This is a genomic window from Posidoniimonas corsicana (assembly GCF_007859765.1).
Lineage (GTDB): Bacteria > Planctomycetota > Planctomycetia > Pirellulales > Lacipirellulaceae > Posidoniimonas > Posidoniimonas corsicana.
Window position 1 is genome coordinate 412623 of record NZ_SIHJ01000001.1, and the last position, 21426, is coordinate 434048.

The 21426-nt window shown below is 66.8% G+C and carries 15 protein-coding genes; 10 read left to right on the plus strand and 5 right to left on the minus strand.

Features of this window, described 5'->3' with window-relative positions; genetic code table 11:
* The first annotated feature begins 135 nt into the window (after window positions 1-135).
* From KOR34_RS01495 to KOR34_RS01515, 5 genes are all read left to right on the plus strand, one after another.
* Window positions 136-648: a carboxypeptidase-like regulatory domain-containing protein gene (locus tag KOR34_RS01495; RefSeq protein ID WP_146561563.1), complete on the plus strand. Its 513-nt coding sequence runs from the start codon at window positions 136-138 to the stop codon at window positions 646-648.
* Between the two features lie 170 nt (window positions 649-818).
* The gene (locus tag KOR34_RS01500; RefSeq protein ID WP_146561565.1) at window positions 819-1388 is read left to right on the plus strand and encodes a carboxypeptidase-like regulatory domain-containing protein; all 570 of its coding nucleotides are present in this window, start codon (window positions 819-821) and stop codon (window positions 1386-1388) included.
* Between the two features lie 136 nt (window positions 1389-1524).
* A complete protein-coding gene (locus KOR34_RS01505) occupies window positions 1525-2073 on the plus strand; it encodes a hypothetical protein (protein ID WP_146561567.1) in 549 nt (182 codons plus the stop codon).
* Window positions 2074-2225: 152 nt separating this feature from the next.
* Window positions 2226-3959 carry a serine/threonine protein kinase gene (locus KOR34_RS01510; protein WP_146561569.1) on the plus strand — a complete coding sequence of 578 codons (1734 nt, stop codon included), beginning with the start codon at window positions 2226-2228 and terminating at the stop codon, window positions 3957-3959.
* A gap of 51 nt (window positions 3960-4010) precedes the next feature.
* Window positions 4011-4301, plus strand: a complete 291-nt coding sequence (locus KOR34_RS01515) for a hypothetical protein (RefSeq protein ID WP_146561570.1) — start codon at window positions 4011-4013, stop codon at window positions 4299-4301.
* A gap of 301 nt (window positions 4302-4602) precedes the next feature.
* On the opposite strand, the gene KOR34_RS01520 is transcribed toward KOR34_RS01515, so the two are convergent.
* Entirely contained in the window at window positions 4603-5355 is a 753-nt protein-coding gene (locus KOR34_RS01520; RefSeq protein ID WP_146561572.1) for a Bax inhibitor-1/YccA family protein, read from the minus strand.
* A gap of 462 nt (window positions 5356-5817) precedes the next feature.
* Here KOR34_RS01520 and KOR34_RS01525 point away from each other — a divergent pair, with 462 nt between their 5' ends.
* On the plus strand, window positions 5818-7740 hold the full coding sequence (locus KOR34_RS01525; RefSeq protein ID WP_146561574.1) for a hypothetical protein: 1923 nt from the start codon (window positions 5818-5820) through the stop codon (window positions 7738-7740).
* A 5-nt stretch (window positions 7741-7745) separates the two neighbouring features.
* Here the strand turns inward: KOR34_RS01525 and KOR34_RS01530 are convergent, their stop codons facing one another.
* Window positions 7746-10085: a carboxylesterase family protein gene (locus KOR34_RS01530; RefSeq protein WP_146561575.1), complete on the minus strand. Its 2340-nt coding sequence runs from the start codon at window positions 10083-10085 to the stop codon at window positions 7746-7748.
* Window positions 10086-10199: 114 nt separating this feature from the next.
* A complete protein-coding gene (locus KOR34_RS01535) occupies window positions 10200-12659 on the minus strand; it encodes a DUF1559 domain-containing protein (protein WP_197531045.1) in 2460 nt (819 codons plus the stop codon).
* Window positions 12660-13097: 438 nt separating this feature from the next.
* Here KOR34_RS01535 and KOR34_RS01540 point away from each other — a divergent pair, with 438 nt between their 5' ends.
* A complete protein-coding gene (locus tag KOR34_RS01540) occupies window positions 13098-13943 on the plus strand; it encodes a hypothetical protein (protein WP_146561579.1) in 846 nt (281 codons plus the stop codon).
* Here the strand turns inward: KOR34_RS01540 and KOR34_RS01545 are convergent.
* Window positions 13891-14523 (minus strand): ECF-type sigma factor, encoded by a 633-nt coding sequence (locus tag KOR34_RS01545; protein WP_146561581.1) that lies wholly within the window; start codon window positions 14521-14523, stop codon window positions 13891-13893. The two genes, KOR34_RS01540 and KOR34_RS01545, sit on opposite strands and share 53 nt — an antisense overlap.
* 54 nt (window positions 14524-14577) lie before the next feature.
* Window positions 14578-15093, minus strand: a complete 516-nt coding sequence (locus tag KOR34_RS26360) for a hypothetical protein (protein ID WP_197531046.1) — start codon at window positions 15091-15093, stop codon at window positions 14578-14580.
* Between the two features lie 6 nt (window positions 15094-15099).
* On the opposite strand from KOR34_RS26360, the gene KOR34_RS01550 reads away from it, so the two are divergent.
* The 3 genes from KOR34_RS01550 to KOR34_RS01560 all read left to right on the plus strand — a co-directional run bounded on the left by KOR34_RS01550 (window position 15100) and on the right by KOR34_RS01560 (window position 21395).
* Window positions 15100-16194, plus strand: a complete 1095-nt coding sequence (locus tag KOR34_RS01550) for a TolC family protein (protein WP_261342606.1) — start codon at window positions 15100-15102, stop codon at window positions 16192-16194.
* A gap of 648 nt (window positions 16195-16842) precedes the next feature.
* Entirely contained in the window at window positions 16843-18189 is a 1347-nt protein-coding gene (locus KOR34_RS01555; RefSeq protein ID WP_197531048.1) for an efflux RND transporter periplasmic adaptor subunit, read from the plus strand.
* A 26-nt stretch (window positions 18190-18215) separates the two neighbouring features.
* Window positions 18216-21395, plus strand: a complete 3180-nt coding sequence (locus KOR34_RS01560) for an efflux RND transporter permease subunit (RefSeq protein ID WP_146561586.1) — start codon at window positions 18216-18218, stop codon at window positions 21393-21395.
* Window positions 21396-21426 lie beyond the last annotated feature (31 nt).

Sequence of the window (21426 nt, forward strand, 5' to 3'; positions counted from 1 at the left end):
TTGAGCAAATCCCTCAAGCCGCCGGCCGCTGCGGGCCGACACAAGCTGCTAGGTGCAGATCTCGACACGCCGGGGCGCCGCATCCCGGCTTCTTCGCACCAAGAGTTAAGGGCTCAAAATCTCAGGAAGGTAGCGATGAAGATCAAGACGATCCAGCAGCTGGCCGCGATGGTGGCCGCCGTCGGGATGATGCTCCCGCAGTCAGCCATGGCCGCCCAGCCGAAGGCCGCGTCGCAGGGCGATGTCGCCCTCCGCACCGGCGGGGTGTTCGTCGGCCAGTACGTCGACGCCCAGGGCGCCGCCGTCGCTGGCGTTGACGTCGCGATGCACGCGGGCGGCAAGACGGTCGCCGTCACGAAGACCGACAAGCAGGGCCGCTTCGCAGTCAAGGGCCTCAAGACCGGCCAGTACGACGTCGTGGCGATGAATCAGAAGCAGTCCTTCCGCTGCTGGGACGGCAAGGCCGCTCCCCCGCACGCCCGCAACGGCGCGCTGATCGTCACCGGCTCTGACGTGGTGACCGGCCAGGGCGGCCTGCTGGGCTTTGTGCAGAACTACCCGCTGATGTCCGCCGCCGCTGTAACCGCGGCGATCGCCATCCCGGTCGGCATCGCCGCCGCCGACGACGATCCCCCCGCGAGCCCGTAGCTGGCCGCTGGCAGGCACGAACAATCAGCCCCGTGGGGCGTTCTTGGCGGGCAACCGCCGGGTCCGCTCTACGGGGTTGGTCTTTTTGCGGTAAGCAATCTCCGCTACCATCCGTCGCAATCGCCCGAGGAGCGGGCGTGTGGCCGCGTTAGTATCACTGAGGTGAAACGATGCCCCCGATTGCGAAACGGATGTTCGCCTTCCTGATGGCGGTGACACTCGGCGCTCCGGCGCCCCTGGTGTGCGGCGCAGAACCTGCTGCCCAGCGTGTCGATCCAGCCAAGCCTGTCGCTGCGGCCGCGCAGGATTTAGCTCTCAACAAGGAAGGCCTGTTCGAGGGGCAGCTGCTTGGCGCTGAAGGGCAGCCGATCGCGGGCGGCAAGGTCTGGCTTGCGAACGCCAAGCTGCGGCCGGTGGCCGCGGTCACCGACGCGCAGGGGCGATTCGCCTACCGCGGCCTGAAGCGGGGCGTCTACTGCCTGCAGGCCGGCGAGTCGCTGCGGGTCTGCCGGGTCTGGGATCACAAGGCCGCGCCGCCGAAGAGCCTGGGAGCCCTGCTGATCGTCGCCGACGAAGCAGCGGTGCGTGGCCAGTCCGGTCCGCCGCCCATGCTCAACACCTTCGTGCAGCGCAGCAAGAAGTTCTTCTCGCACCCCGTCGGCATGGTGACGCTCGGCGCCGCCATCGCGACGCCGATTGTGCTGTCCGCCTCCGACGACGACCCGCCCGCCTCGCCGTAGTCGACACGGTGGACTTTGACGGCGGCGCGGCTCCCGCTGCACGCGACCGGTTCTAACGGTCGATCGTACTCCTGTTGTCGGATTGGCGCCCAGCGTGCGCCAACCGTTCTCGGCAGGGCAGTCAGGGAGTGACGCAATGTCCGCTATGGGGTGGTTTCGCTTTGCTTTTCTCGCGTACGCCAGCAAGCCGGTCGCCGATCGCCAGATCTACCGCTCGGTCCGCAGGCTCAAGATCACCTCGGTGCTAGAGGTCGGGGTCGGTTCGCTCGAGCGGGCCAAGACCATCGTGGCGGCGTGTCAGCGTTGCTCGGATGGGGCCACGGTGCGGTACGCGGCCGTCGACTGGTTCGAGGAGCGGCCGGAGTCGATGACGCCGTTGTCGCTGATCCAGGCCCACCGCGAGCTCAACGCCACCGGCGCCAAGGTGCGGGTCTCGCCCGGCGGGCCCGCCGCGATCGAGGCGGTCGCCAATGCGCTGCCCAATACCGACCTGGTGCTGATCTCACCGGACGTCGACGACGACTGCCTGGAGCGGGGCTGGTACTTCCTCCCGCGGATGTGCCACGCCGGCACGGTGGTGCTGCGGGGCAGGGCGGAAGGTAATGGGGAATACCGTTACGAGCAGCTGTCGCACGAGGCGGTCGCCGCCCTGGCGCAGCCCGGTCACCGCTCGCTGGCGGCCTAGTCGGCCCAGGGGGCTGCGGGCTGCCCAATCAGGAGCGAACCGTCTAGGATGGGGTGCGTAGCAAGGGTGCGCGGCCCTGGCTGCGAGCGTGGTCGCCAGCCGGGCGCTGGCCCACGTCCTGAGCTCTCTCCCCCCGCGGCCTCGCCCCGGTTATGTCTTCCTCTCAGTCGCAGTTCGAGAACGCCGAAACCATCGACGCGTCCCCCCCAGCGGGGCGGACCTCCACCCGCGAGGCGGTCCGGCAGACCGCGCGACGCATGGTGGCGTTGGTCGAGGGGTCGTCGCCGCACCTCAGCAGCGAGACGCGGGACATCCTGCGCAGCCGACTGCGGACGGTGGCCGCAATCTTCTTCTGCGTGTTCTCGGCGTTCCTCACCCGCTGGCTGGTGCTGGGGATCGACTCCGAGCACCGCTGGCTGTTCATAACGCACACCCTGGTTACGGTGCTGATGGGCGTGCTGTGGTCTTACCTGACTTGGGGCCAGGGTTTCACGCTCACGCGGCTGCGGATCGCCGAGTTGCTGGTGTTTGGCGACCCGGCGTTGTTCTTCCTGGTGCTCAGTCAGCAGAAGCTGCACCACATGGCCAACCTGCCAGAAGGCGGGCACCTGCCGGTGATCCTAGTGCCGTGGACGATGCTGATCTTCACCTACGCGATCTTCATCCCGAACTCGTGGCGGCGGGCGTTTGCGGTGATCGGCCCGATGGGCCTGGCGCCGATCGCGGTGATCCTGATGCAGCGTTTTGCCTGCCCCGGCTTCCAGCACTGCGTCAAGCTGCCGGAATTCGAGAACTACGCGACCGAGCAGGCGCTGCTGATGATCGCGATGGTGGCCATCGGCGTGATCGGCGTGCACACCATCAACACGCTCCGCCTGCAGGCGTTCGAGGCCAAGCGGCTGGGCCAGTACGTGCTCCGCCGCAAGCTGGGCTCCGGCGGAATGGGCGAGGTTTACCTCGCCGAGCACCAGATGATGAAACGCCCGTGCGCCGTGAAGATCATTCGGCCGGAGAAGGCGGGCGACCCGCTCACGCTGGCCCGGTTCGAGCGCGAGGTGCGGTCGACGGCCAAGCTGTCGCACTGGAACTCGATCGACATCTACGACTACGGCAGCACGCCGGACGGCACCTTCTACTACGTGATGGAATACTTGCCAGGGCACAACATCGGCGAGCTGGTCGACGAGTATGGCCCGCTTCCCCCAGAGCGGTGCGTCTACCTGATCGAGCAGGTCTGCAAGGCGCTGGCCGAGGCGCACAACACCGGCCTGGTGCACCGCGACATCAAGCCCGCCAACATCTTCTGCGCGTACCGCGGCGGCGAGTTCGACGTGGCGAAGCTGCTCGACTTCGGGCTGGCGAAGCCGTCGTTCTCGGGCGCCGACGCGACCCTCACGCAGGAGGGCGCGATCACCGGCTCGCCGATGTTCATGTCGCCGGAGCAGGCGACCGGCGAACGCGAGGCCGACGCCCGCAGCGATATCTACTCGCTTGGCTGCGTGCTGTACTACCTGCTCTCGGGACGCTACCCGTTCCCGTACAAGCAGTCGGTCAAGGTGATCGTAGCGCACGCGTCGGAGCAGCCCGACTCGCTGCGGGAGGTCAAGCCGGAAATCAGCGAGGCGCTCAACGAGGTCGTGATGCGGTGCCTGGAGAAGGACCCGGAGGACCGCTTTCAGACCGTCGAGCAGCTGCGCCGGGCGCTGCTTGATCTGCCGGTGGCCAGCCGCTGGTCTAGCGAGAAGGCCGCCGAGTGGTGGAGCTGCCACGGCTGCCCCGAGCGGAAGGCGATGGCGGCCGCCCTGGTCGAGGCCGCCGCCGAAGGCGCCGCCTGCGCCTGGCCCGCTTCGCAGTCCCAGGCAGTCCCCGAAGCCGGTGCGGTCTAGCCCGCTCCCTCACCCCTCAGCAGACGCCCGGCCGGGCCAGGACGCCGTTCGATGAATCCCCCCCCGTGGCTGCGGCGTGCGTGTGTGATCTCGCTGCTGGTGGGGCTGCTGCTGGTCGTGCTCGGGCCGGTGATCGCATCGGTCGCCGCGTGGTCGATGGTGGACGAGCAGGCCGCCGACCGCGTTGAGGCGTTCAATCAAGCCAGGGCGCCGTGGCTGAAGGTCCTGATCTGGACCACGCCGATCGGCATGGCGATGGTGTTTCAGGGGATCATCGGGCTGCTGTTCCTGTGGGTCACCCGCGTGGCGGGACCGCCGCCCGAAGCCGGCAGCCGCGAGTAAGCCTGCGGCGACTTAGGGACCGGGGCTTTCTCACGAGTTTTCAGTCGAAACCGGCCACCCCGAGTGGTCCAATTGAAGGCGGAGTGAACTCTGCGTCCACGTGGCTTGGACGCGTTCCGACTTTTGTCCCTATCGCGCGCATCGGTGGGACAAAACTCAAACCCCTAAGCCCCCGCCTTGATCGGACCACCCTTAAAAACAAGGGATAAACCGCTGCTCAGGCCGGATGTGTCGCCCGACTTTTGTCCCTAAGAATCGATAGCGCCAGAAGGGACAAAAGTCCGGCTGGTGGGCGGGCGCTCTAGTCGCGGCTGGAGAGCGCCATGAACAGCCGCAGCACGTACCAGAACAGCAGCGCCACCGAAGCAAACAACGCCAGCGAAGCGGCGACGTGCTGCGACGGTTGGTAATGGTGCATCACGTTGGATGTGTCGTACAGGATGTAGCCCGCCGCCACCGCGATCATCGCGATGCTGAAGAACACCCCGAGGTTGAAGCCAAAGATCAGGCTGGCGAATACGAGCAGGATGGCCGCGATCGTGGCGATTGACAGCACGCCCCCCAGGAACGAGAAGTCAGCCCCGGAGAACCACGCCACGCCGGTCAGCGCCGCGAAGAGCACCAGCGTGGCGATTCCGGCGGCGGGCACCACGCCCAGCGTGCCGGCCACGCCCGTGTTGATGGTCATGTCCTGAGCGAAGTACAGCATCGGCGCCAAGATCACCGCCTGCGCGACGACATACAGCGAGAGCCCCAGGTATTGCATCCCAACCGAAGCCTGCGAGTTGGCCCAGCGGTTGGCGAGCCAAGACACACCGAGGAAGCCCAGCAGCAGCACCAGCATGGTCCCGTTGCCCATCAACGCCGGCATCAGGTTGTCCATAACCCCCGACGACAAGATCAACCACTCAATCGCCGCCAAGGCGTACACCGCGGCGGTCAGGTGCATGTAGGTGCGGCGGATGAAGGCCGCCCGTGCATCGGCCGGCGAGTCCGCCACCGAGGTACCAAACGAGGCGTACGGGTTGTCGGCCTGCCACGGGGATGCTGCCATTGTCGGGATTGCTCGCGTTCAGATGGAGGAAACAAGCTTGCGGGTATTCCGCACACCTAAAAGCTAAGACGCGCTGTGTGGCCCGTCAAGCAGATTCGGTCAATCGGGTGGGTCGAATCCAGTCAGCCGCCGCGTGCGGGCCGGCGCTTTCTCCACCTGCAGACCCCGTGTATATTGCCCTGCTTAACGGTCGCGGGATGTCGCGGATGCGCCGCTCGCTCCATCGGCAGGAGCCCTGGCGGTAACTCCTGCTAGCAAAGCCGCGACGCGCGACCCGCCAGTTTTGCAGGCTGCAGATTCAGCCGTCGATGATGGAGGGTGGCTGGTTTTGTGCCCGGGCGGATCCCCGGGCCCACGCCCGCCGCCCGCCCCCAACCGCCCTCCCGATTTCCTGCCGGGCGATCGCGGCGCTGAACGGCGTCCGCAGGGGCCCACGCGAGCCACTATCTCTGGAGCAAACCTTTGAGCACCTTCCCCTTGAAGCTCTGGTCGACGCTGGGTGCGGTCGGAATCGCGGTGTTGGCGTCCACCCCGTCGCTGGCGGCGCCGGCCGCCCAGGACGTGTTCCCCGCCGAGACCGTGTTCTGGCTGTCGCTCCCGGACACGCCGGCGTTTGACGAGAAGTTCTCCCGCACGCAGATCGGCTTGCTGGCCCAGGACGAAACGCTCAAGCCGTTCGCCGAACACATCCGGCGGCAGTCGCTCGACCGGCTGGGCGAGGTCCGCGACACGCTCGGCGTTTCGCTGGACGACGTCATGTCGGCGGCGGGCGGCGAGCTGGCGATCGGCGTCGCGCACCGTGAAGGGAAGCGGGCCGTCAGCGTGCTGCTGATCGACCCGGACGGCAAGCGGGCCGAAGCGGACGCCCTGATCCGCAAGGTCGACGCCGCGCTGACCGGACGCGGCGCCAAGAAGAGCACGATGAACCTCGGCGGCGCCGCCGGCACCGTGTACCAGCTGCCCCAGGACGAGGACGCCAAGATCGACCGCGAGGACCTGGTGCTCTTCGAGTCCGGCGGCCTGATCTGCTTCGTCGAGACGCCCGCCGAGGCCCAGGCGGTCCTGGCCCGCATCGCAGGGCAGGGGGCGCCCGCGCTGTCGAGCAACCCGGCCTTCGATAAGACGATGCAGCGCTGCGAGCAGGCGTACGACGGCGGCCCCGACGCCCGCTGGTTCCTCGCGCCGTTCAAGTACGACCTGGCCCGCCGGTCGCGCGAGGCGAAGCCCGCGCTGGCCGACAAGAAGGACACGCTCACCATCCTCCGCGAGCAGGGCTTCGACGCCATCGAGGGCGTTGGCGGGCACGTGGAGGTGGCGGTTGACGCCGTGAAAGACTTTGTGCACCGCACGGCCGTCTACGCGCCGCCGAAGGCGGGCGCCGAAGGCAAGCCGGCCAAGGACCGCTACGAGCTCGGCATGCGGATGGCTGAGACCCCGAACGTCGCGACGTTGGACGTTGAGCGGTGGGCGCCGCGCAGCACGGCCAACTACAGCACCTTCAGCATCGACATCCAGAACGGCTTCGAGAACCTGGAAAGCGTGTTCGACGCGATGTCGGGCTACGAGGGCGCTTTCCGCTACACGCTGGAGGGGTTTGAGCGCGACGAGTTTGGCCCCCAGATCAAGGTGCGGGAGCAGATCATCGCGCACCTGGGCGACCGCGTCACCCGGATGGCGGACTACCAGCTGCCGATCACCACGGACTGCGAGCGGTTCCTGTTTGTCATCGAGGCCACCAACCCGGCCGCGTTGCAGGACCCGATCGACAAGTGGATGGACACCGACGGCGCCATCCTGCAGGAGGTCCGCGGCGTGAAGTACTGGGAGATCCTCCCAGAGGACGAGACCGCGGTCACCGTGCCGCTGGGCGGCGGGCTCATCAGCCCGATCGACTCGGCCGCGTCCGACCCGGCCGAAGAAGAATTCCTCCGCCGCGCCGCGGTGTGCGTTCACAACGGCCACCTGATCATCGCCTCGGACGTGGAGTTCCTGGAGCAGGCGGTGTTCGGCGTGGACCCCACCGAGTCGCTCGCCGGCAGCTACGACTACCAGGCCGCGATGCGTGAGCTGGGTCAGCTGACCCAGCAGCCCCGCTGCAGCTTCTCGTTCACCCGCAACGACGAGACCATCCGCCCGACCTACGAGCTGATGCGTGAGGGCCGCCTGCCCGAGGGGCAGACCTTCTTCGCGCAGCTGCTGAACCGGGTGCTGACCACGCCGGAAGAGCTGGAGAAGTCGATCGTCCGCCGGCAGCGGATTGATGGCAGCCAGCTGCCGTCGTTCGAGCTGGCGCGGCGGTACTTCGGCCCTTCGGCGCGTGCGGTCACCGCCGAGGACGATGGGTGGTTCATCACCGGCGTGGTGCTGAACAAGGCGGGGCAGTAGGCCGGCTAAGGGTGCTCGAGCTTCGCCCAGTAGGGCCGGTTGCGTTCACCACGGGTCCGCGCGTCCTCCAAGAGCACCCGGAGGTCGGGCCCGATGGGGTTCTTGCGGTCGGTGACGCGGCGGTTGTTGATCTCGATCTCGATCGGCTTGTCGAAGTCCACCAGGTCCGGCGACAGCCAGACGGTGGTCTTGCCGGCCTGGGCGAACACGCCGAGCTTGTTGTTGGGGTACCGCCGGCCCCGCAGCCGCGCGGCCTTAACGCCGCGCCCGGGCGGCCAGGCGCTGGGGGCGACCATGGACTTCTCCGGTAGCTCCTGGAACTCGACCCACCAGAAGTAGTTGTCCGACGGACGCATCGAGTGCACCTCGAACTCCTCGGGCGCGTTGGGGCGGGTCTTGCGGCCCATCCAGTCGAACAGCCGCTGGATCTCGTCGGTGAACGGCTCATGCCCGCGGCCGAGGAACTCGGCGATGGTGGTGTCGATCTTCGGCTTCAGGTACTGGTCGAACTCGTAGGCGTTCTGCTCGATCTTGTCCCCGTCCAGCTCGCCACACACGAAATACCAGGACAGGTACGACGCGTTGTCGGTGTAAAACTTGATGTACTTGTCGGCCGCGGCCAGCACCGGGATGACGCCTGCCCACAGGTCGGGGTGCGCGAGGGAGATGTCCCAGGCCGCCTCGGAGCCGATGTCGTGGCCCGATAGGTAGACGCGGTCAGTGTCGATCGACAGGCGGCGGATGGCGTCCCGGTAGGCGGCGAGCACCGCCTGGTGCTCGGTGGTCGTGAAGTCGTACGAGTACTTGTGCGGCTCGAGCCAGTCGACCGCCACCGTGATGTACCCGTGCCGCATGGCCTGGCCGCGTCGGAGGCCGTCGGGGCCCGCGCCGCCGGCCCAGTAGTCCAGCTGCATCTCCGGCGTGAAGCCGGCGCCGTTGAGGGAGAAGATCGTGGGGTACCTACGCAGCGGGTCGTACTCCGGCGGGAGCTGCACCAGGTAGCGCACGTCCCCCTTGCCCGACCCCATGGGCGTCCGCAGCTCGAACACGCCGGGCTGATCTTCCGCAGGATCGGGCAGCGGTAGCGGGGGTTTGATGAGCTTGAGCAGTTGGGCCACACGGCGGACGTCGCCGGCCTCGCTGTCGCGGATGTCGATCAGCAGCTTCTCGCGTTCGCCGGCCAGGGGCTCGCGGAGGTACGAAACGACCTTCGTCCTAACGTCGAACAGCGACAGCGCCGAGGCCAGGTTGTCGGTCGCCTGGTTGGCGCCTAGCAGCCACCCGCTAATGGCGAGCGCCGCCTTGCGGTCGGCGTCGAGGGCGTCGCCGTCGGCGAGGTTGAGGAACGCGGTCATGCGCTGCAGCGAGGCGGCGTTCAGCTCCTGGGTGATCTCGGCTTGGATCTCCTCGGCGACCTGCTTGACGGCGGGCTCGCTGATGGAATCGACAAGCTGGCCCAGCAACTCGTGCGTCCGCGTGACGCGTGCGTCCTGCTCGTCGAGCGCGACCAGCATCTCGCGCACCCGCTCGAGCGTCTTGCCGTCGACCTCCGAGGCGGGGAAGTTCTCAAGTAGCGCCCGCACGAGCTGGTGCTGCCCGGCGGCCTGGCGTAGTTCGATCTCGTCCAGGACCGCCTTGGCGCCGAGCCGCCGGAGCTGCCGGAGCTCGTCACGCAGGTCCTCGAGCTGAGGGAAGTCTTCGAGCACGCCCTCCAGCTCTCGCCGGGCGTCGATGTACCGCTCGGCTTGCAGGTAGAGCCGGACGATCTGCAGCCGGGCGTCGGGGTTGTTCTCGGGGACCGCGTTCTGCAGGATGCTGCTGAGGGTCTCGCGGGGGATGCTGCTGGTCGCCAGCCGCTGGTCCCAGACGTAGCTCCGCGGTTCGGCGTTCAGGCCACGCACGCGGGTGTAGGTGGGCGTCACCTCGGTCACGCCCTGCACGACCGCGATCGACCCGCCGGCGGCCTGCATCTCGTAGATCCGGCGGCCGAACTCGTCGAACGGCGTGACCCGCAGCTGGCGGCCGACCGCCCCGACCATGCCGCCGTGCTCGGCGTGGTCCTGCCAGACGTCGATCACGATTGGCTTCTCACGCTGCGCGTCGAGGATCTCGCGCACGCGGAACTTGTTGACGAACGTGCGGCGGAGCCCGTCGTCGATGATCAGGATCGGCGTGACCTTGACCTCGCCCGCCGACGGGGAGGGCCGGGTTGGGTCGTCTGCTACGCCCGAAGTCTGGCCGATGTCGCCGGTGAGGGTCCGACCATCGTTCATCTGGATAGTAGCGGACCGGGCCGTGGCGGCGGCCAGGGCGAGGCAGAGCGTCAACGAGAAGCAGCGGAGCACGGCAAGATTCCTGGGGTTACCCCATTCTCGCTTGGCTCCGGGCGGGGTCAAACGAACAGGGCGATGCCCGTCCGATTCGTCGCCGGTGGCGCCGGTTATTGCGGCTGGGAGGGCCTAGTCCCGCTGGACGACCTCGTCGCCATCACGGGTGGCGAGCGCCCGCAAGATGTTGATGTCCAGATCCTCCTGCAGGAACTGGACGCTGCCGTCGGTCATCAGGAAGCTGGCGCCTCCGGGGTGCTCGCTGGCGAACTCCAGGTCGTTGAGGGGGAGCTTTCGCTCGCCGGGGGCGCCGTGGTGGATGAGGGCGTAGCCGAACGAATCGCGTGTGGCGTTGATTGGGTAGACCACGTTGCGAGAAGACCCCATGCAAATGCGGCTGTAGTTTCCCCCGCTGCCGGCCCAGTTCGCGCCGTGCAGCCAGTGGTGGAAAATGTAGGTCCGCTCGCCCACCGCCAGCGTGTGGGAGGTCCCATCGGTAATGCGTGAGATCTTCACCCGGCTCTCCGGGTACATCACACCGTTCTGCATGATGTCGCCGCAGGTCGCCTCGCCCGCGGTCCAGGCGCCGACATCCCCGGCGGCGCCGGCGATTGCATCGTAGTGGGAGGTGACGTTGCTACCGTCTAGCGTTGGCTGGCTTGGGCAGCGGAATACGTTGAGCTCCATTTCACGTGGACCAGTGTTACGCATCCCGCCATAGTCGGACGCACGCTTGTCCTCGACGGCAGAAATCGATTCGAAAAGGGGCTCCTGCTCAAGGTAGGGCAGCACCAGCACGCGCCACGGGGCGCCGATGTCCTGACTCCGGCTTGGCAGGAGCGTCCCCGGCGGCAGGCTGCCCCGCTGGTCATGGTGGAGCAGCAGCGCGAGTCCTTGCTGCTTCAGGTTGTTCTTGCAGGTGCTCCTCCTGGCCGCTTCGCGGGCCATCTGGACCGCCGGCAAGAGCAACGCGATCAAGACCGAAATGATGGCGATCACCACCAGCAGCTCCACGAGTGTGAAACCACGGCTCATCGGCGGGCTCGATCCCTTCATACGCCGCCGGCGACCGACGAGCGGAGCGGCCGCCAACGCGGCGAGCACTGCCGAGCCTGGCTCGGGAACAGCAATCAGGCCGAGCCGCACGGCCGCGTACTCGGCGGCGGGGCTGGGCAGCTTGGCGACAAACAGATCGATGTCCCCGAAGTCTAAGTGGCCGTTGGCGTTGGTGTCGCCGGTGTAGTCGGCCGAGAAGCCTATCGGATAGCCGTCGAGGTCGTAGTTAAAGTATGCGTCCCGGTTGCGGAGGGCCAGCACGAACAGATCGACATCATCTTTGTCGAACGAGCCGTCGAAGTTCATGTCGCCGGTCTCGGCGATGACCATGCTCATGCTGGTGGTGCTGTACTGCGGCGCGGCAAACATGTCGAACGGCAGCAGGCCGTCGATGTCGACCTGGTCAAACTGCTTCTCGACCATCAGGTCGCCCGCGCTGATCAGCTCGAACTCTTCGCCGGGGACCGGCGCCTTAAGCTGCGAGAAATCAACCATCAGCGAGCCGCCCAGCTCAACCTGCCCGGCGACGTCCAGGTGGTCGATCTCGCCCGGCGTGTTCTCGAAGACGTCCATGTGCAGTTCCCCGCCGGTGGACTGCTGGTAGTCGCCTTGGATCTGGAACTCGCCGATGCCGGTCCGCACATCGCCCGGGCTCACCAAGCCGCCGCTGGCGACGCTGACGAGACCAGTAATCTCGCCGTTTCCGAGGAACTCCGAGGCGATGTTCACGGTGGCCGCGCCGGTCACTAGCTGGCCGCCCCGCATGCGGACAGCGCCGCCGGGGCGGAGGTTGAGCTCGCTCGTCACGACGCGCCCTTGATTGATGTCCAGTACGCCGTTCGACATGACGTTGATCGCACGAGACGAGGACAGCGTCGCGGCGGACGAGTCGACCCGCAGCGTCATGACACGCGGGCCGTCACCCTCGATGAACAGTTCGTGGACGAATGCGGACGCCTGGCCGCCGGCGGGGGAGCCAACCTGGACAACCTGGTTCTCGGCGCCTGGGATGTTGGTCAGGCGGATGAGGTCCGTTGAGGTCGGAGTCAGCCCATTGGTCCAGTTCTCGCCGACAAACCAGTTCACCACCGATTGGGGTGACTGCAACGCGACATCCCCGTTCGGCGCGACAAACTGCACCCGGAATTCGTTGGAGTCGTAGACCAACTGTGCCGCCACGTCAGGAGGAGGTGGCGAGGTGAACAGGTACGAGGCAAACTGCCCGTCGATCCCGCCACCTCCAAGAATCAGCGTCACCTCATCGCCCAGGGCTGGCTGGTAACCGTTGATGAAGTTCAGGTCCAGGCGGCCATCCAGGTTCACCGGACCGCCTACCAGGTACTGGTCGTGCTCCTGGCCGGGGACCAACCCGCCGATGTCGGCGAATAGAACGTCCTCGGGCGCTTGGAACAAAAACGACGACGTAATAATCTCCGGCACCCCCGGCGTTTGGGCGTACGACACGCCGGTAGCCAGCAGGGCGGCCAGGGCCGCGATGGCTCTCACGCAGGCGGATAAGGGGCGGAGTAGAAGCATGGGAGGCTGAGAGGCGGTTACCCGGGGCCAGGGACCGCCTCTCAGTATAACCCGGCGGCGCATCTGCGCACCGACAGGGGGCCTCCAAAGGTCAGGTCGTGGCTGGCTGTGTCGACGATCCATCGGGATTCCTGGCGGTTTGCCCCTCAACCAGCCCATCAACAAACGGACACGGACCCCGCCATACTTTCTGGAGGAATCTCAGGTTTCGGCCTAGAATGGGCGGATCCGGTGCTTTCTTGGTTCACGAATCCCCCCTGGTGTCGACACCCGATGTGCTGGCGGCCCGTACTGCTGCTGTTGTGCTGCCTCCCTTGGGGACCGGTACGCGCACAAGCAGCGCCTGCCCAGTTCTGGCTGTCGCTCGATGATTCGTCCCCAACGGGCCCGGGGGTCGCCAGCGGGTACGCGGTTGACGGCACACCGCTCCGGGTGCACGTGTGGGGCCGCCCCCAGACAGCCGGAAGCACGCAGCTGACCAACTTCTCGCTGAACATCGTCTCGGCGTCGACAGGGTTCGACGTGGATGCCGCGTCGATTGAGGTCTACAACCCGGTGTTGACCACGACTCGATCACGCTTCGAGTATGTCAGCGACTCGTCGGAGGGACTGGTGGACGTCGATGCCAACCTTCCCGTAGCGTTCAATCGCGGGGTCGCTGGGCTGCAGGGTTTCACGATCGACTCGGCCACCGCCGATGGGTTCGGTGGGAGTTGCGACGCCAAGGACGACTACTGCGACGACTCGTCGGGTGTCGAGTCCTGGCTCATCGCGTCGTTCTCGCTGATTCCCAATACAGCGATTGGAGCGGCGGACCTGTACCTACAGGTCGGCCTTAATGGGATGAACCATTCGGGCGAGTTGCCCGCGGACATGGAGGTGACCTTCGGCGTCGATTCGGTCGGGCCGGCGCCGCCTGCCTACGACCCGTCGTTCGACCTGCAGCAGACGCACGCCGACGATGACGCCGACGCGTCATTGATGTACCTCATGCCAGGCGACTACGACACCGACGGCGACGTCGACACCGACGATTACACTGAATGGCGCACCAGCTACGGGGGCGCCAACTACGCTGCGGACGGCAACTCCGACCGGGCGATCAACGCCGCCGATTACACGGTTTGGCGGGACCACCTGCCACCGCCGCCCGCGCCGGTTGCCTCGGCAAACGCCGCTCCCGAGCCGGGCGCGGCCTTAATCGCGGCAGAATTGCTGATGCTGTATGGTGTTAGTCGGAAGCGAGCGCCGCGTCGGCTTCCTGCTTCCAATGTGACCGGATGAGGCCCGTCTTCCGTTCGACCGTCCTCGGTGCGACCCCAAGCTGAGTGGCGATCTCGCTGGTGGTGTACCCGGCCAGCTTGTGCTTAGCGATCTCCTGCAGGATCGGCTCCGGCAGAAGATTGATCAGCCGATTGCACTCCTCGCTCAGCGCGACGATCGACGCGGGAGAAAGATCGTCCTCGACGAAGTCGATCTGCCGCGGCTCTCCGTCCCGCCCGGCGCCGCCGGCTTCGGACGCCGCCACTACCCGACCGCCGCCCCGCTTGGCCGCCATCTGCCGCTTGCGCTGGTTGATCGCCTTGCGGGCGGTGATTTTGGCGAGCAGGGGCCACAGCCCGTCGCGGTCCCGAAGGTCCGGGAACTCGCCCTGCTGGACTCCGTCGAAGAAGCTCTTCAGAGCGCTGAGCGCGACGTCTTCCTCGTCCTCGGCACCGCGTGGGCTGGCGCCGAGCGTCTGCCGAGCCAGCCCCACCAATCGGGCGAAATACCGCTGCCACAATGCGTGCTGCGCAACCGAGTCCTCGCCGTCCTTCAGGTCGGCGATCATGCAGGTGATTGATCGATCGGACGGGCCGGGCATGGTGCTAGCGGTGGCGGTGCTGGCGGCAGAGGTCGCGAGAACGACAGCATACGCCTACCCGAAGCGCCCGTCAAAGAGGAGCCCCAGCGGCAGGCGTTGGCGTGTTCGGGCTGCGGTTTCTTGCAGTTGGTCGGTGTTCCAATGGGCTTGATATTGGGCAAGACGGACGGGAGACGCCGGGCGCTTGCCGGTTTGCTGATGCTGACGGTCGTAGGGGGTCGATCTCGAGCCGATAAGGGGGACCTCATGACGTACATGCAGGCATTCCGGCTCGCCCTGCCAGCACTGCTGCTGACTGGCTGCGGCGCCGTTGCGACACGACAGGCTGGCGTCGACGCTCAACCGCTTGTGGGCGGGCCTGAGCCGGTCCAGACCGTTGCGTACGAGCAGCCGCTGCCCGTCGAACAAGCCACCGACACTATCCTGCTCCAGCAGCCAGTCGATCTGGTGCAGGAGGAAGGCGTCGGTGCTGCGTCGCCCCGTCGCCTGCCAGCGGCAACGACGGCTCTCAGTCTCGGCGATCTCGAGCAGTTGGCACTCGCGAACAATCCATCGATCAAGCAGGCGCACGCCAAGGTGAGAGCCCTGCGGGGCAAGCGTGTGCAGGCGGGGCTGCCGCCCAACCCTACGATCGGATACGCCGGGAGCGAGATCGGCGACGACGGCGCCGCGGGGCAGCAGGGTGGGTACGTCGCACAGGAGTACATCGTCGCTCACAAACTCCGCCGCGACCAGGCGATTGTCACGGCCGAGATCCGGCGGGCCGAACAGGACGTCGCCGCGGCCGAGCGGCGCGTGAAGAGTGACGTGCGGCGTCGCTTCTACGAGGTGCTGCTTGCCCAGCGGCGGGTGGAACTGACGCAAGAGTTGACGCAGCTATCGGACCGGGCCGCGGACGCGTCCCGGGCGCTGCTCGAGGCGCAAGAGATCCCGGTTGCCGGGCTCTTGCAAACCGAGATACAGCAACGCAACGCTTCGTTGCGGGCGGTGACCGCGGCCAATCGGCTGGAGCAATCGTGGCGCGAACTGTCGGCCGTGCTGGGCGCCGGTCAGATGCCGGATCAGCCGCTCGTCGGCGACCTGACGGTTCTGCCAGATCCGCTCGATTGGGAAGCGGAGCTCGCCCGACTCCAGACCCAAAGCCCCGAGTTGGCGGCCGCGATCGCCGAGGTCGAGCGGGCGCGTCGTGTCCTGAACCGGGCATGTGTTGAGCCGCGTCCCAACATCACGAGTCAGGTAGGCGTCCAGTACGACTACGCCTCGGGCGACGCGATCGCCGGAGTTCAGGTCGGGCTCCCGCTGCCGCTTTGGAACCGCAACCAGGGCGCCATCTGCGAGGCCCAAGCAGAGATCACCCGCACGCGTCGCAACGTCGACCGTGTAGAACTGGCCCTGCAGGAGCGGCTTGCCAGCGCGTTCCGCGAGTTCGCTGACGCCCGAGTGACGGCTGAGACCTACCAGCAGGAACTGTTGCCGCGGTCGCAACAAACCTTCCAGCTCGTGGAGACAGGCTACCAAGAAGGGGAAATCGGCTACCTGGCGATGCTGGCTGCCCAGCAGACGAACTCCGAGACCAGCCTGGCCTACCTGGAAGCCCTGGGGAGCCTCTGGCGCAGCAAGGTGCTGATCGATGGGCTACTATTGGAGGGGAGTCTCAACGCCGAGTATTAGGCCAGTTTGGCGTAAACGCGCTCAGATCCTGACTTTTCCTCGTTGGCTTTCGGCGTTACGATTCACAGACTCGTACCTCCTGCTTCGATCGCACGTGCCTCGGTTCCTCAATCTACTGATCGCTTCGAGCATTCTCGCCCACGCGATGCTGGGGTGCGAGGCTCACTGCGCCTGCGCCGATCACGATCAGGTGGCCCCCCACGCCCACACGCACCCGGGTGAGGCTGCGGAGGACTGTGACTCGAAAGCGACAGGTTGCTGGGACGGCCGCCCATCAGGCGGGCCGGCGGCGCCTTGCTCCTGTGACCACAGCAACTGTCAGTGGACTGCCTCAGGCGGGCGTGGGGCCGTTATCGCCCCGTTGATGCTGGCCGGGTTCTCTCCGGTGCTAGAGCAGGACGCAACCTTGCCCCGCGAGTGCCGCCCCACAAAAGGCCCTAGCGGTCTAGTTGGACGGGCAATTGCGCTGCCGGTGCGCGCGCACCTCGCGAACTGCGTGATGCTTATCTGAGCCGGCTGGCTCGTCGCGCGTCCGCCTCACAACGGACGTGTTTCTCCCGCTGCGGGCAGCTGCGGCCTATCAGTGCCTGCTCCGCTCTCTGACGCCCCATGTTGTCGTGTGGGCGGCCTGCTCCCATGAGGTCTGCTATGTCGGCACGTACCTACTCATTGACTTCTACGCTCGCCGTTGCTGCTCTGGCCGCGTTCGGCGCTGGGGTCGCGGTGCTCACTTGGACCCGCTCCGGCGGCAAGGAGTCGGCGCCGGCAGCGGCCGCTGCCGAAGACGATCACCACCACAGCCCCAGTGATCATGCCGAGATTAAAATCACCGCCACAGGGCTGCAGAACGTTGGATTCGAGCCGTTCACCGTCGACTTCCGCGACTACGAGCGGCGGTTAGAGCTCCCGGCAATGGTTGTAGAGCGCCCCGGTCGATCGCAGACGCATATCACGGCGCCGTTGACCGGCGTCATCTCGGAGATTGGCGTCGTGGAGGGACAGTCCGTGACGCCTGGCGACCCACTACTCCGGATGCGTCTGACGCACGAGGAGCTGGTCTCGGCGCAGCGAGACTTCTTGGCTGACCTCGCGCAGCTCGAGGTAGTCGAGCGCGAGGCGGCCCGCCTCAAAGGCCTTGGAAAAGGCGTGGTGCCGGGGAAGCGGATCATCGACTTGGAGTACGAGCAGCAGAAGCTGCTCGCCTCGCTCCACGCCGAGAAGCAGGCGATGGTGCTGCACGGGCTCACCAAGCAGCAGGTGAATCAGATCCGCGACCAGAAGCGGCTTCTGCAGACGATCGTGGTCAGCGCCCCGGATCACACCCACGAGGACGGGGCGATCGACGAGCACCCGCTGATCGTGCAGCGTCTGTCCGCTGCGGTTGGGCAGCAGGTGGAAGTAGGGGAGGAACTCGCCGTGCTGGCCGACCACCATGAGCTGCTGGTGGAGGCGTCAGCCTTCGCTGATGACGCCCAGGCGATCCGCGCATCGGCCGCGGAAGGGCGGAAGGCGTCGGTGCGGCTCGCAAGCGGCGGCGAGGCGCCTAGTCTGCCCGGCGGGCTGGAGGTGCTGTATGTGGCGGGTCAGGTGGACCCGGTCTCTCGGGCGCTTAAGGTCTACCTGCTGCTCCCCAACCGAGCGGCGTTAGACAAGACCACGCCCGACGGGAAGCGGTTCTTCGAGTGGCGGTTCAAGCCGGGCCAGCGGATGCAAGTCGGCGTTGCGATCGAAAGTCTCGAGAATCAGCTGGTGCTGCCCGCTGCGGCCGTCGTTGATGATGGCGTCGAAGCCTACGTCTACCGCCAGAACGGCGACCACTTCGAGCAGGTGCCGGTCCACCTGCGGGCGCGCGACAAGGAGTGGGTCGTAGTCGCCAACGACGGTGCGCTGTTCCCGGGCGACGTCATCGCCGGCCGTGGCGCCTACCAGATCCATCTGGCGCTCAAGAGCCAAACCGGCGGCGGGGTTGACCCGCATGCGGGGCACAACCACTAGACGCCCGCAGGGAGCTGAGCCACGCCATGCTGAACGCAATTATCCGATTCTCGTTGACCAATCGACTGCTCGTGGTGGCCGCGTCGATCGCTGTGCTGGCCGTAGGCGCCTGGCAGGCTACCCAGTTGCCGATCGACGTGTTCCCGGACCTCAACCGCCCGCGGGTGGTGATCATGACCGAGGCGCCCGGCATGGCGCCAGAAGAGGTGGAGTCGCTCATCACCTTCCCCCTCGAGACGGCGCTCAACGGCGCGACCGGCGTCGTGGCGGTGCGCAGCTCGTCGGGAATCGGCCTGTCGGTCATCTACGTCGAGTTCGACTGGGGCACCGACGTGTACGACGACCGACAGATCGTCGGCGAGCGGGTTGCAGTGGCGCGAGAGTCGCTCCCCGTTGGGGTGCGGCCACAGTTGATGCCCATCTCTTCGCTGATGGGGCAGATCATGGTGGTTGGCATGACGGGCGGGGAGGTCGTCTCGCCGATGCAGCTCCGCACGCTGGCCGACTGGACCGTGCGCCAGCGGCTGCTGACGATCAGCGGCGTCTCGCAGGTGATCGTCATGGGGGGAGACAGGCGCCAGCTGCAGGTGCTGGTGGACCCGGATCGACTGATCGAGTACGGCGTGTCGCTGCACGACGTCAAGCACGCGATCCTCGAGAGCAACCAGAACACCACCGGCGGCTACCTCGACGAGCAGGGGCCCAACGAGCTCCTCGTCCGCTCGATCGGCAGGATCAAGACCGTCGACGACCTGAAGGAGGTGGTGGTCACGCACCGCGACCGGCAGTCCGTCACGCTCTCTCAAGTCTCTCAGATCGTGGAGGGGCCGCAGGTGAAACGGGGCGAGAGCTCCGCGTACGTGCGGGCGGACGGCGCCGCCGCCTCGCCGGGCGACGCGGTCCTGCTGACGGTGCTCAAGCAGCCCGGCGCTGACACCAGGCGGGTCACTAAGGATGTCACCGCCGCACTTGCGGCGATGGGGCCGTCGCTCCCCGAGGGCGTCCGGTTGGAGCCGACGCTCTACCAGCAGCGGGCGTTCATCGACCTGGCCATCCAGAACGTTATGGAAGCGCTCCGCGACGGGTCACTGCTCGTGGTGGTCTGCCTATTCGCCTTCCTGCTGAACGTCCGCACGACTCTGATCACGCTGGCCGCGATCCCGCTTTCCATAGCGGTGACGGCAATTGTCTTTGCCGCGGCGGGCATGTCGGTCAACACCATGACGCTGGGCGGCCTGGCGGTCGCCATTGGCGAGCTCGTCGACGACGCGATCGTGGACGTCGAGAACATCTTCCGCAGGCTGCGCGAGAACCGCCGCGATGGCTCTCCCCGACCGGCCCTGCTGGTGGTGTTCCAGGCAAGCGTCGAAGTGCGACACTCGATCGTTTACGGGACGATGATTGTGGTGCTGGTGTTTGTGCCGTTGTTCGCGCTGTCGGGCATGGAGGGGCGCCTGTTCACGCCGCTGGGGGTGGCCTACATCGTGTCGATCCTGTCGTCGCTGCTGGTGTCGCTGACCCTGACGCCCGTGCTGTGCTACTGGCTGCTGGGGCGGCAGGCGGGCGGCGGTGGCGAGTCCGACGGGCCGTTGCTACGGGCCCTCAAGCGGGCCGTCGGTGTGCTGATCGCCGGCAGCGTCCGCCTGGCTTGGCCGGTGCTAGTCTGCGCGTCGGCCGCCGCCCTGGCGGCCGGCTGGGGGCTCCTGGGGCTCGAACGAGACTTCCTGCCGCCGTTCAACGAGGGCGCCGTGCAGATCAACGTGCTGTTGCCGCCCGGCGCATCTCTCGCCGCGTCCGACCGCGTCGCCGCGATCGTCGGCGGTCGCCTGGCCCAGATCGACGATGTAGTCTCGTTCGCGCGAAAGACCGGCCGAGCGGAACTCGACGAGCACGCCGAGGGCGTGAACGTCACCGAGTTCATCGCCATGATCGACCCGAACAGCCCACGAACGCGTGAAGAGATCATCGAAGAAGTGAGCGACACCGTCGCGGAGGTGCCCGGCGTAGCGGCGTCGGCGGAACAGCCGCTTGCGCACCTGATTTCGCACATGCTCTCCGGCGTGAAGGCGCAGGTGGCGATCAAGCTGTACGGCCCAGACCTGGACGTGCTGCGGGCGGAGGCCGAGGCCATCCGCGCCGCAATCGACAGCGTGCCCGGCGTCCGCGACCTGATGGTGGAGCAGCAGTCGATCGTCCCGCAGCTGCGGATCGAAGCGGACGGCGCCAAGCTGCGGTACTTCGGGCTGCGGAGGGCCGACGTGAACGAGCTGATCGAGACCGCCATGCAGGGCGAGGTGGTGTCGCCGGTGTACGAGGGGCAGCGGCAGTTCGACCTGCTGGTTCGACTCGACGAGCGGCGCCGCGAAGACCTAGACGCGCTCCGCCGACTGCGGATCGACCTGCCGGGCGGCGGCAGCGTCAAGCTGGAGGATGTCGCCAACATCTACCGGGCCGGGGGTCCCAACACCATCAACCGAGAGCAGGTGAGCAGGCGGATCTCGGTGCAGTGCAACGTCTCGGGACGCGGTCTGGTGGACGTGGTCGACGACATCAAGCAACGGCTTGAGCCGATCGCGCAGGAGCTGCCCACCGGATACTTCCTTGAGTACGGCGGGCAGTTTGAGAGCCAGCGTTCGGCATCGCGTGTGATCGGCGCGCTGTTCCTGGTGTCGCTCGCGGCAATGTTCTTGCTGCTGTACAAGATGTTCCACTCCGCCAACCTGGCGCTCCAGGTGATGGCGGCGTTGCCAATGGCCTTCATCGGCAGCGTCGCCGCGTTGTGGCTGACGGGCCAGACGCTGACGATTGCCAGCATGGTGGGGTTTGTCTCGCTGTGCGGAATCGCCTCCCGCAACGGCATCCTCCTGCTCAACCACTACCTCAACCTGGTCCGCTATGAGGGCGAGGGCTGGACGCCGGGCATGGTGGTCAGGGCGGGGCAGGAGCGGCTGGCCCCGATGCTCATGACCGCGCTGACGTCTGGAATCGGCCTGGTCCCGCTGGCACTCTCCGCGGGCGAGCCCGGCAAAGAGATCCTGTACCCGGTGGCGACCGTGATCATCGGCGGCCTGATCTCTTGCACTCTGCTGGAGTTTCTCGTCCGTCCCGCGCTCTTCTGGTCCATCGGTGTGGGCGCCGCGCAGCGTTCGCTCCACGCGGCGGATGATGCGGTCGCTCTCGTGACCCGGGACGGCGAATCTCGCTGATTGGCACTACTTATTCCCCTTCCAAGCAACG

Excerpts from the sequence above, each read along its gene's own strand:
- KOR34_RS01510 (WP_146561569.1), top strand. The coding sequence starts at position 2,226 with ATGTCTTCCTCTCAGTCGCAGTTCGAGAACGCCGAAACCATCGACGCG.
- KOR34_RS01505 (WP_146561567.1), top strand. The coding sequence starts at position 1,525 with ATGTCCGCTATGGGGTGGTTTCGCTTTGCTTTTCTCGCGTACGCCAGC.
- KOR34_RS01545 (WP_146561581.1), bottom strand. The coding sequence starts at position 14,523 with ATGCCCGGCCCGTCCGATCGATCAATCACCTGCATGATCGCCGACCTG.
- KOR34_RS01515 (WP_146561570.1), top strand. The coding sequence starts at position 4,011 with ATGAATCCCCCCCCGTGGCTGCGGCGTGCGTGTGTGATCTCGCTGCTG.
- KOR34_RS01535 (WP_197531045.1), bottom strand. The coding sequence starts at position 12,659 with ATGCTTCTACTCCGCCCCTTATCCGCCTGCGTGAGAGCCATCGCGGCC.
- KOR34_RS01555 (WP_197531048.1), top strand. The coding sequence starts at position 16,843 with ATGTCGGCACGTACCTACTCATTGACTTCTACGCTCGCCGTTGCTGCT.
- KOR34_RS01495 (WP_146561563.1), top strand. The coding sequence starts at position 136 with ATGAAGATCAAGACGATCCAGCAGCTGGCCGCGATGGTGGCCGCCGTC.
- KOR34_RS01560 (WP_146561586.1), top strand. The coding sequence starts at position 18,216 with ATGCTGAACGCAATTATCCGATTCTCGTTGACCAATCGACTGCTCGTG.
- KOR34_RS01500 (WP_146561565.1), top strand. The coding sequence starts at position 819 with ATGCCCCCGATTGCGAAACGGATGTTCGCCTTCCTGATGGCGGTGACA.
- KOR34_RS01520 (WP_146561572.1), bottom strand. The coding sequence starts at position 5,355 with ATGGCAGCATCCCCGTGGCAGGCCGACAACCCGTACGCCTCGTTTGGT.